This window comes from Photorhabdus stackebrandtii (assembly GCF_011189495.1).
GTDB classification, from domain to species: Bacteria; Pseudomonadota; Gammaproteobacteria; order Enterobacterales; family Enterobacteriaceae; genus Photorhabdus; species Photorhabdus khanii.
In genome coordinates, this window is the sequence record NZ_PUJV01000026.1 from 42259 (window position 1) to 54330 (window position 12072).

Consider the following 12072-nt stretch of genomic DNA (forward strand, 5'->3'; position numbering starts at 1 on the left):
TTCTCCTTATTCATACGCTTTCAGCGAAGAGCAAGCGCCACATTTGGCACAGCCGGCTTGAGTCTTTTCCGAGTGCAAACCATGTTGTTTAAGTTGCTGTCCAACTTTCGGATAGAGCGACTGCATAAAAGCGTGATCAGGTTTAGGATGATGCTCTAATGGTGTACCTTGAATCGGTACAAACGGCACTACAAATGGATACACCCCAATTTCAGTCAGTTTGGCGGTCATCTCCACGATTTCCAGTTCGGTGTCGCCCAAACCGGCCAAAATGTAGGTACTGACCTGTCCCCGACCGAACACTGTAACGGCTGTTTCAAATGCCGCAAAATATTTTTCCAACGAGACTTCGGCTTTTCCCGGCATAATTTTCTGCCGTATACGCTCGCTCACCGCCTCAAGGTGCATGCCAATCGACACAGCGCCTGCATCTTTTAAACGTTGAAACCAGGCAAAATCATCGGGTGGTTCGCACTGTACCTGTATTGGCAAATCTACTTGCGCCTTAATCGCTTTAACTGAGTCATATAAAATTTTTGCCCCACGATCTCCCGTATTTGGCGTGCCTGTGGTGATCACCATTTGCTTGACGCCATCCAGTTCAACGGCTGCTTTCGCTACCTCCGCCAATTGTTCCGGGCGTTTACGGGGCAAGGTTCGACCCTCTTTTAGAGACTGATCAATCGAGCAAAATTGGCATGCAGTTGCCTTGTCCTTCATACGAATGCAATGCTGTAACACCGTTGTCGCCAACACATCACGGCTATGTAAGGTCGCAATTTGTTCATAGGCAATGCCTTCGGCGGTTTTTAAATCATAAAAACGGGGTCGTGCAGGCGCAGTTAAGGTCGCCACCGGAATCCGGTTTTTAAAGACGATCACCTTGTCAGAGTGCGGTTCAGGCTTTGCGGTATAGGGAGAGTCTTGTGCTGCAAGGTTTAGCACCGGAATCATCATGGTCTGCCCGTCAAGGCTCAACGCTTTATGATCGCTTGGCCCTGCGCCACCTCTACGGGACAAACCAAACTTACCTTCCCATTTCAGACCATTACATTGCAAATCGGTCAATAGTTGTATTGCAGACATTTTTACCCCCTATCGATTGGGTTTACATCAATACGGTTTCGACATGTTCTTCATTGGATTTTGAGCGCTTTTCGAGATGACTTTGATCTGATGGTTCAACTTTCAGTTCGTGTAATACCTGTGTTGGACGACGATCAATCAATAAACTGAGCAATTCAGGACGACTGTAATGCCCAATCGAATCCATCATGCGTTTGCGTTTATCAATCAGGCTGAAATCCAGATCGGCAATGCAATAACCTTCACCTTGCGTGATCGGTTTAGCCAGGAACTTGCCTTCGGGAGAAACAATGGCGGTAAAACATCCTCCTGAAATTGGACCGAGATCACAGCCGGTATCCTGCATAATTTGCTGTTGCTGTTCGGGATGCAGCCATGCGGTGGCATTGACCACAAAACAGCCAGATTCTAAAGCATGGTGTTGGATGGTTGCGTTGATTTGATCGGCAAAGACTTGTCCTACCAACGAACCAGGAAACATGGAAGCATGAATTTGCTCACCATCTGCCATCAAAGAAAAACGTGCCAACGGGTTGTAATGTTCCCAACATGCCAGCGAACCAATACGTCCCACCGCAGAATTAATGGCACGTAAACCACTGCCATCACCTTGCCCCCACACCATTCGTTCATGGTAAGTTGGGGTAATTTTGCGGCGATGCTGAATGATAGAACCATCAGCATCAAATAACAGTTGGGCATTATAAATGGTACTGCCTGCACGTTCATTAATGCCAATCGACACTACCATGCTGGCCTCAAGACAGGCTTGCCCAATTGCTAAGGTTGCTTCGGAAGGTACAACCACCGATTCATTCAACAGTTTTAAATGTTCTTTACCCATGGCGAATGGTGGTTGTACGAAGGAAAAATAAGGGTAATAAGGCACGACGGTTTCAGGAAAAACGGCAAATTGCCCCCCTTGTTTTCCAAGCTCTAAAATAATGTCACAGATTTTTTTTACCGTGGCGGCTTGACTATAAAGCACTGGACTACATTGCACTGCGGCAGCTTTAACGATTCTGTTCATAACCTTATCCCCTTATATTTATGTTTACTTAGACAGTCCAGGTATCAATGATTAAGGCATTGTCACGACGCATCAGCAGTTTTAAATCCATTACATCCAGTGGATTAATTGGACGAATTCCCGGAATAAGCGCTTTTTCGGTTTGACCATACATCGCTTGCAACGCAAAACGGCAGGCATAGACTTCGCCACCTTCTTCCATAAAGGCTTTCAACTGATTATTGACGGCTAAGAGACCCGGAAAAGCTTCTGCCCCTAAAGTTGGAAAACCACGTTGTACACCCAACTGCACGCCTGGGCCGTAAAGCAAGATTTTGGTTTCAAAGCCTTTGCGTAATAAACGCTTTGCCTGTAATACATTGACCAGTCCAATTGATCCCTCAAATGCAACGGTATGGAAAGTCACCAATGCTTTTTCACCCGGCTGGGCTTTGATGTCCTCAAACACTTTTTCTTCATAATCAACGAGAAAATCGCCGTCTTTATATTGTTCGATATCAATGTTTGGCATAGCAGCCTCCTAGTTCAATATTATTTGGGAATGAACCAACATGTAGTCTAGTCTGACTGTATTAATGCGAGAGCTGTGCCAAGTTATACTTTTAGGCGGAGGTTAATTACTATCAAATTGAAAAATAACATTTAATTTTTATAAAAATATTTTTTTGGAGATAAATTGAACTGCTGGGAAGTTACGATTTTTCGTAGTATTATGAAATTCCATAACTTAAATTATGAAAATTCATAGTATGAATACAACTGACTTTATCTCGGACTGGGTAGTTTCTGAAGATTCGATTCGCCCGTTGGTATTTGAACACACGTCACAGGCATTAATTGTGCTAGACCCACATCAAAACCAGTTTATTGATGTGAATATTAGTGCCACCCAACTATTACGCTATGAACGTCATGAAATTATTCAAAAAACGGTGACTTCCATTTTTGGTCATTTCAGGCAACTGCCATACCTTATCGCATTTACCGAAGGCGCTTTGGCAAAAGGTTGGGCCTGGAACAATGAGTTGTATGTCTTTGATAAAAATGGTGAAAAAATCCAGTTGGATATTACTTCCATTTCATTGCCCTATAAAAACAAAACCTTGTTGATATGGTCGCTGGTGGATGTCAAAGATTTAGAGCTGCGCCAACTCAATACAAATGCTGATAAAGTCATTGGCACAGGTTTAAAAGAATCGCAAGCCTTGCAAGAACTGTTTATTGACTCCGACACAGGCAAGCATTTATTACTGAGTTCAGTCGGTGACGGTATTTACAGTATTAACAAACAAGGCTTATGTACCTTTATTAACCCTGTCGGGGCTAAAATGTTGGGACTGCAACCTGAAGATACACTGGGTAACAATATCCATCAGATTCATCACCATACCCATGAAAATGGTGAGCCCTATCCTGAAGAAGAGTGCCCGATTTATGCGGCGGTACATGATGGTATTGTACATGAAGGTATTCAGGAAATTTTTTGGCGCCGTGATGGCAGTTGCTTTCCGGTGGAATTTACCAGTACCCCAGTGATTTGTGATAGTGAAATTATTGGCGCGGTAGTGGTGTTCCGCGATATTACCGATCGGCTGAATACCGAAAAACAATTGACTCATGCCCTTGAAGAACTGCAAGATTTAAAAAGCCGTCTGGAACAGCAGAATGAATATCTGCAAGAAGAGATTTTACAAGAAAATCAATATCATGAAATTATTGGCAGCAGTGAACCCATTTTACAGATTATTGAAAAAATCAAGGTGGTCGCCTCAACTGATGCCAACGTGATGATTTATGGTGAATCAGGTACAGGCAAAGAATTGATCGCCCGTGCCATTCACCAATCCAGTCACCGTAAACAGCAACCACTTATTCGGGTCAATTGCGCCGCTATTCCTTCGGAACTGTTTGAAAGTGAATTTTTCGGACATGTCAAAGGTGCATTTACTGGGGCTGTGCGTGACCGTGTCGGACGTTTTGAATTGGCAGACCAAGGTACATTGTTTTTAGATGAAATTGGCGAAATTCCTATAGAGCTACAAAGTAAATTGTTGCGTGTATTGCAAGAAGGAACCTTTGAGCGGGTTGGCGAAGAAAAAACGCGGCATGTGAATGTGCGGATTATTGCCGCTACCAATCGCAATTTAAAAGAAGAAGTTAAACACAAACGCTTTCGTGAAGACCTGTATTTCCGTTTAAATGTATTCCCGATTTATGCACCTGCCTTACGTGACCGTAAAGAAGATATTCCACTTTTGGTTACACATTTTACTAAGTTGATTTGTGACAAGCGTAAAATTAATTATTTACCATTTTCACAAAAGCATATTTTGGGGCTACAGCAATATGACTGGCCTGGCAATATCCGTGAGCTGCAAAATGTCATTGAACGCGCACTCATTACAGCAAAGCAGGGTGCTGTTTCCTTTAAATATTTGCTGGAGCAAGATCAACAGCAAAATGAAACTACGTGTCAGAATATTCACGATGAACTTCAACGAATCGAAGGCGTGCTGACCATGCAACAGCTGAAAGAGTTGGAAATTAAAAATCTCTCTCTTGCTGTTAAACAATGCAAAGGGAAGATTTTTGGTGATGACGGTGCAGCAAAATTATTAGGAATGAACCCAACGACATTGATCTCACGTTTAAAGAAATTGGGGATTGATTACTGAAAATCTCATTTTGAACTATTTTAAACAAGGTTTATCAGTGGTCAAAACCCACAGAGAAGAGAACTGCGGGTTTTGCTTTGTTTACAGATGTAAAAGCGGTTCCTTCAGAAAATAATTACTGTAACTGCTTGTTTTCGGGAACCTCAAAATCTTATTTTGTTTTAAAGGTACTGAATAGCTTGGGTGAATCTACCAGCACACCATCGGCACCGAGCTCTTTAGCCTGTTTGAAATCTTCTTTGGTTTTAATGCCAAATAAAATGATGTTTGCACCACCTTTAGCCCGGAAACACTTCATTGCTTCCTTATCCCATGACAATACTGATTTGGAACGTGCTTCACCAAGAGTATATTTTTCAACAACTTCTACATTGCGGCGCATTTCCAAACCATACCAGCGAGCAGTGTCTGTGTTTTCAGGAATATCGCACTGGTGAGCCATTGTAATATTCGCCAGCATGGTGCGGGTTTTATCACGGCTTTCGAAGCGCTGAATCATGTTTGGCAACGCGTTAAGGTATTTTTCATCAGTGGAATAGAAACGGGTACGTGCCAGAGCTTTCTGCTTGGTTAGTACTTTTTCTAGCGCTTTGGCTTGCTGTGTTGGATCGGCATCGGGTGATTTCAGATCAATATAGAAGAAAGTCTCTGGATATTTTTTTAAGACTTGTTCCAGTGTTGGAATACTTAACCCTTTATTGCGGAATGGATGCTCACTATCAGAGCCAAATTTGTAACCGGCATCAAATTTGGTCAATTGACTTGCGTTATAGGCAGAAACAGGCCCACTTTCATTGGTTAAGCTATTCAGATCTGATGGACGATAGAGCACAGGAATACCTTCTTTTGAAAGCTGAACAGTTATCCAGATGGCATCCGCTTTGTTCTCTAAGGACTTGGAAATTGCATATTCTGTATTTTCAGGTGCATCACCTGTACCAGCACGGTGAGCGATGATTTGTGGTGTTGTGGCAAAAGCGCTGGCAGAGCAGCAAAGTAGGATTGCAGCGGTAATTCCGTGTCGCATAATTTTCTCCATAATATCCAGTTATAGGTAAATTATAATAATTTACTTTATTTATGATTTCATATTGAAATCAATTGTGAATGTAACACGGCTTGGCGAATTTTAAATGAAAAATTGAACTTTTTTACATTTGTTATGGGCTCGCTGCAAATACTGTTTCACTGAACTGGAAGAAATCTGAAGCTGATCAGCTATTTCGCTGTAACGCAGACCTTGTAATTGTGCGAGCAGAAAAGCTTGTTTTACCCGGCTTGGTAGTTTATCAAGGGTGATATCGAGCTTCTCAAGCTGTTCAAATGTAACCAATCTGCTTTCTGTAGAAGGCATGGTCGTTTCTGGTATGGTGTTTATATATTGCAGATAGTGTTTTTCCGTTTTTCTCCGGCGGTAGTAGTTAGCAACCAGGCAGCGAGCCACGGTTGCCAGAAAAGGCCGTGGTTGACGGATATCTGACAAATTTGAACTGGACAGAACATTCAGGAACGTATCCTGAGTTAGATCTTCAGCATGGCAGGGGCAGGGGACTTTATGGCGTAACCAGTTGTATAACCAGTCATGATGTTCAAAGTAAAATTGTTGCGCTAAATTATCAATTTCAGATATGGCTTTCTGGGTTACCATTATGATTTCCAATAACTCGGGGAAATGATAATGATTATTATTTTAATGTAATCATGGACTGTCAAGTTGTTATCATCAAGTGAGGTTCTCTTATGGCATTTTGCTGCGACTAGATGGGTTTTTAAAATCGTGAAAAAGCGCAAGTATGTCATGAAAAACAGATAAAACTTTAATCATTAAGGGTAAAAGGCAGTGATTAAGGAGTTTTCAAAGTGGGTAAAAAACTCGATATTATACTGACATTAAAAGAGAAAACATCAGGAAAAATGGGTTTTAAATTGATTAATGAGATGACGAAATGACTGGATTAACCGAATAACAGGAATATGGGATTATATAAAAACATTTAACAGGATTAACCGCATTAAAAAATTTTCTCAAACAAAAGATTTTACGTTTTTACATATTTATAAGAGGTTTTCGAAAAATCAGAGACAATCGTTGAAAAAGCCGATAAGCCTTTTGATTAACCAGATTATCAGCGGAAAAAGAACAAAAATATTTAGCAGTATTAAAAACCATTAAAGAAATGGCTTTGATTTTAATACCATTAGCATATCCTTTACTTTTTCTGGTTTTAAATCTAAATGCCATTGTGGAAGCAGATAACCGTCCGGGTATGAGTTATATACTGGAGAAGACGTTAGAACAACAGCTATACCGGAAGGGACCCACTGAATCCGAATATGTGTTTTCGACTACATTGTCAGAAAAAATAAAAACCCATACTTGCATAGGTCGGTGTCCATTAGTTGCTATTTAAATTTGATTGTCTACACATTCCAACCCAAAAAAACGAGTTTGAATTTGCGCTCCTCTGAACTGACTATCCTTAAACAAAGCTGATTTTTTTCAATATCATAAAAAATGCAGAGTTAAACTTCTCTGGTGATTAATGCAAGGTCTATAAACCGGGCAAGGTAAATTGAGTTAATAAAATTGTAGTGATTGAGTTCATTAAGACGGATTTTCAGCACGATTATTGGCATTGTTTTGTGACATAAGTCACATTTTATTAAATTCGCTGAGTATTAATTCACCTAATAATCAAGACATAGCTGATTTTTTGTTATATCTTTTTGTCTGAATATTAAACGGACAGCATTATTGATTGTATAAATTTATTGATGACTGAGAAGGGAGTCCCCCCTGAATCTGTTTAATCAGGATTATCAATGTTGTTGCTATGTTCGGCATGCCTATATAAGACAAAAGAAAGATGAACAATCAAGCACGTTGTCAGTTCACTGAAGGCAGCATTCTGTTACCGGAAGGCTATCAGGAACAGACGGTAAACATCCTCATCGCGCCCGATGCCCCCGCGCTAAATATCTCGCGTGATAAGCTGGTCGAAGGCGAAGATCTCACCAGTTACCTCAGCCGCCAAAAAGGTCTGCTGAAAAACGGTCTGCGCGACTGGCAATTATTGGCAGAACAGCCCACAACGCTGGGCGATAACCGGCTGCAAGGCATGGCGCTGCTCTCCCGTTATCGGCCCAAAAAAGGGCAGCAAGTTTATCAATATCAGGCGGTATTTCTGCTGAATGAGAAAAAAGCGCTGATTTTCACCCTGTCATCCCAGCAGGCGTTCACCGAGGCTCAACGGCAGTGGCTGGATGACTGCCTGCAAAGTTTCCAATTCTAGGGAGGGGACGCTATGCCAGAAGCCGCGCGAGTTGGAGACACGATAGGCCATTCCAGCGCCATGGCGGGATTGGTTGCAGGCACCGTCATCGGTTCATTAATTTCTGCCGCCGGGGGAATGCTGTCGGGGGCCCTCTTTGCCGCCGGATTAGCCACATCCTGTCTCGGGGTGGGCGTTTTACTGATAGGTGCCGCCATTGTGGTGGGCATGGCGGCGGGATATTTAGGCGACATGGCGCGTGACGCCTGTGTCTCTAAGGGGGCCTCGTCGCGAAGTCCCTGCGGGGAAATCACGCGAGGCTCTCCCAATGTCTTTATCAACAACCAACCCGCTGCTATCGCGACACGCAGTCAAGTAGAGTGCAGTAAAGAGAATGGCCTGCGCCAGATGGCAGAAGGCTCTGCTTCCGTTTTCATCAATGGCTATCCTGCGGTGCGGGTCGGAGACAAAACGGTCTGTGATGCGGCAGTCATGACCGGTTCGTCGAATGTCTTCATCGGCGGCGGGACGGCGCAGACAGCAAAGATTGCGCCGGAAATCCCCCAATGGGCGTATACCGTTTCCGATTTAACGATGTTGGCGGCCGGGTTAATCAGTTTCGGTGGCGCGGCAGCCAAAGGCCCCGGCGCGTTGCAGACGCTATTCAACAAGATACCGGGTGCGGCTAAAATCCGCAAAATCGCCTGCCGGCTGGGGGCGCTTGCCGTGGCGATGCCTGTCGCCGGTATTCTGATGCACCCGGTGGAAGTCATTGCCGGTCAGAAATTCCTGAACGATGAGGATGAGCTGGACTTCGTTTTTGACGCTGAATTGCCGCTCTACTGGCAGCGTAGTTACCTGAGCCGTTATCAATATGACAGCGTACTGGGTCGGGGCTGGAGCCTGTTCTGGGAAAGCCATCTCACGCGCGTGGAAGGCGGGTTGCTCTGGCGTTCTCCTGCCGGGGATATCGTGCCCTTTCCTGACGTGCCGGCAGGTCATCGCTGTTTTTGCCCTGAGGCGCAAAGCAACCTGATACACACGGAAGAGGGCAAATGGGAAATTCGTGATGCAGGCGAATTAGTTTATCACTATACGGCTTTTGATCATGACGGCCTCAGCCGCCTGAGCCACATCCGCAATAATGTCGGTAACGAACAGCGTTTTCATTACAACGAACAGCACCAGATGGTCAATATCACGGGCCATGGCGGGCTGAACCTGCACTGTGACTATGTGATGATGGATATTGCTGGCAAAACGGTTTCCCGCCTTACCGCCGTCTGGCGCGAATGGTATGACGGCCATCGCATTCAGCTTTGCCGCTATCATTATAATGAGCACGCCCAATTGACGGGGGTCAGCCATCGCAACGACGCTCTCCAGCGACAATTCGGCTGGACAGAGCACGGCGTGATGGCATGGCATCAGGATGCGCGCGGCCTGCGCTGTGATTACCAGTGGGAGCAGACAGCCGAAGGGCTGTGGCGGGTTATTGCCCGGCAAACCAGTGAGGGCGCGGGCTATCGGCTGGAATACGACGATGAGACCCTTACCCGCACGGCGCACTGGTACGACGGCACCCGCACGGTTTGGCATCTCAACGACGCGCACCACATCATCCACTGCCTCGACCGCAACGGCACGGAGCACCATATCCTGTGGGATGAATTTGGCCTGCCGAACGGCTACAAAGATGCGGACGGCCACACCCGTCTGAGTGAATGGGACAAGCACGGCCGCCAACTGAGTTTCACCGATGCCAACGGCAACCAGACCGGCTGGCAGTACCAGAATGATACCGACCGGCTCACTGTTATCTTCTGGCCGGATGGCACCGAAACGGCATTGGCTTACGATGACTTTGGGCGGCTGATCAGTGAAACCTCGCCATTGAAGCAGACTACCCGTTATCGCTACGGCTTTGATAATACGGTGCGTCCCGACAAAGTGACTGATGCCAAAGGCGGGGAAAGCCATTTTACGTGGAATGGTCAGGGGCAGTTGATCCGCCACACTGATTGTTCTGGTCAAAGCAGCGCCTGGCGCTACGACAATGAGAACCGGTTGAGCCGCTTTACCAATGCTTTGATGGAAACAGTCAGTTATGACTATAACGATAGTGGCCAGTTAATCCTCATCACCTATCCTGACGATTCTACAGAACACCTGGCATGGGACAGCGCGGGTCAGCTTACCCATCACCAGCGCAATGAGAATGCGCCCCGCGCCTGGGAATACAATGCATCAGGTCAGGTGGTCTGTGCGACGGACCGTTTACAACGTCAAATTCGCTATCAGTACAGCCCCGAGGGCCATCTGATACAGCTCGACAACGCTAACGATGACCGTTACCGGCTGAACCGTGATGCCGAAGGGCGCTTAATCGAAGAAATCCGTCCTGACGACACCTTAATCCGGTACGAATACAATGCGGCGGGCTTATTAAGCACCGAACGGCGCATGGGTGACCGCGTGTTCCAGTACCCGGAACGGCAGGTACACCAGCATTATGATGCGGCCGGTCAGCTGATCCAGCGGGAAACCCACACGGACACTTACCAGTACCGGTGGGACAACATGGGCAGGCTGCTGGAGGCCAGCCGTGAACCGAACGACAACGGCAAACAACTGGGAGTAGAACCCAACACCGTGCGTTTTGGCTATGACGCACTGGGGCGGGTCATTTGGGAGCAGAACGGCGATGACCGTCTCCAGTTCAGCTATGATGAACTGGATAACCTGACCGCCCTCACGCTGCCGCAGGGCGGCACCTTAAGCTGGCTCTACTACGGCTCCGGTCATCTGAGCGCCATCCGGCATGAACAGACACTCCTCACTGAATTTGAGCGTGACCGGCTGCATCGTGAAACCCGCCGCACGCAGGGCAAACTGTTCCAGCTGCGCGATTATGATCCGCTGGGGCGCTGTACCCGCCAGTATAGCCTGCCGTTGAAACAGGCCGATGCTGAGCCACTGCCTTATCTCAGCGAGGGCAAGCCGTGGCGGGCGTGGGTCTACGGCCCCCAGGACGAATTGCAGATGATGGGAGATCATTACCGGGGCATGGTTGACTATCTTTATGACTCTGAAAGTCGCCTGAAAAAAGTGACGCATCAGGGCTGTGCTTATGAGGATATGTTGTGGTATGACCGGGCGGATAACCTGCTGGAGCAACCGCAGTCGATATTGGAACGGGAGGCGGAAGAGCAGGGGATCCCTAAAGCGGTGACACCGCAGGGCGACCGCCTGAGCTACTGGCGGAAATGGCGCTATGAGCATGACCCGCACGGCAACATGACCCGCCGCGAGGGCAGAATGCGCGAAACCCAGGATTACCGCTATGATGGTGACAACCGCCTGACCGTGGCGGTCATCGGCAACACAACGGCGCGTTATCACTATGATGCCCTTGGACGGCGTATCCGCAAGGGGGTGAAAATTGGGATTGATGGACTGGCACGTTATGAACAAACCGACTTTGTCTGGCATGGCCTGCGGCTGTTGCAGGAGCGTGACACGAAAAGTGGCGAAACACAGACCTACTGCTATGAATCCCATGACAGCTACACCCCGCTGGCCAGCATCGTCACACGGGGAGCCAGACACCATTACTTCTGGTACCACACCGATATCAACGGTGCGCCGCTGGAAGTGACGGACGAGGACGGGAAAATTGCGTGGGCGGGAAAATATCACATTTTTGGTGAACTGGATGGCCCGCCGCTGGCTTACTTCACCGATCCGGCCCGGTCATCAACCCGCTGTGATTTCAGGCAAAACCTGCGTTATGCGGGACAATATTTTGACAACGAGACCGGGCTGCATTTTAATACCTATCGGTATTATGCGCCGGAAATTGGCCGGTTTATTACGCCTGACCCGATTGGGCTGAATGGGGGCCTGAATCCCTATTCGTACGTCCATAATCCCACCGGATGGGTTGATCCTCTGGGGCTGGCAACATGCCCAGTAATCAAACAACGTGTTCTGGACAATATCGCAGCAA

At 46.6% G+C, this 12072-nt stretch carries 8 protein-coding genes; 3 read left to right on the top strand and 5 right to left on the bottom strand.

All coding sequences use genetic code 11. The features are described 5' to 3' along the window. Window positions 1-6: 6 nt before the first annotated feature. The 3 genes from C5470_RS17590 to C5470_RS17600 are packed head-to-tail and all read right to left on the bottom strand — an operon-like array spanning window position 7 to window position 2627. A complete protein-coding gene (locus C5470_RS17590; RefSeq protein WP_152963924.1) occupies window positions 7-1086 on the bottom strand; it encodes an MSMEG_0568 family radical SAM protein in 1080 nt (359 codons plus the stop codon). A gap of 22 nt (window positions 1087-1108) precedes the next feature. Then, complete coding sequence (locus C5470_RS17595; protein ID WP_166290978.1) at window positions 1109-2116, bottom strand: Nit6803 family nitrilase; 1008 nt, start codon at window positions 2114-2116, stop codon at window positions 1109-1111. 28 nt (window positions 2117-2144) lie between these two features. Further along, complete coding sequence (locus C5470_RS17600; RefSeq protein ID WP_036850071.1) at window positions 2145-2627, bottom strand: MSMEG_0572/Sll0783 family nitrogen starvation response protein; 483 nt, start codon at window positions 2625-2627, stop codon at window positions 2145-2147. A 238-nt stretch (window positions 2628-2865) separates the two neighbouring features. Between C5470_RS17600 and C5470_RS17605 the strand changes: the two genes are divergently transcribed. Next, on the top strand, window positions 2866-4791 hold the full coding sequence (locus C5470_RS17605) for a sigma 54-interacting transcriptional regulator (RefSeq protein WP_203448989.1): 1926 nt from the start codon (window positions 2866-2868) through the stop codon (window positions 4789-4791). A gap of 151 nt (window positions 4792-4942) precedes the next feature. On the opposite strand, the gene C5470_RS17610 is transcribed toward C5470_RS17605, so the two are convergent. Continuing rightward, window positions 4943-5818 (bottom strand): glycerophosphodiester phosphodiesterase family protein, encoded by an 876-nt coding sequence (locus C5470_RS17610; protein ID WP_051477492.1) that lies wholly within the window; start codon window positions 5816-5818, stop codon window positions 4943-4945. A 102-nt stretch (window positions 5819-5920) separates the two neighbouring features. Next, window positions 5921-6439 carry a sigma-70 family RNA polymerase sigma factor gene (locus C5470_RS17615; protein WP_036850080.1) on the bottom strand — a complete coding sequence of 173 codons (519 nt, stop codon included), beginning with the start codon at window positions 6437-6439 and terminating at the stop codon, window positions 5921-5923. Window positions 6440-7658: 1219 nt separating this feature from the next. On the opposite strand from C5470_RS17615, the gene C5470_RS17620 reads away from it, so the two are divergent. Continuing rightward, window positions 7659-8084: a DcrB-related protein gene (locus C5470_RS17620; RefSeq protein ID WP_166290979.1), complete on the top strand. Its 426-nt coding sequence runs from the start codon at window positions 7659-7661 to the stop codon at window positions 8082-8084. A gap of 12 nt (window positions 8085-8096) precedes the next feature. Continuing rightward, the coding region (locus C5470_RS17625) for an RHS repeat-associated core domain-containing protein (RefSeq protein WP_166290981.1) at window positions 8097-12072 on the top strand (3976 nt) is incomplete at its 3' end.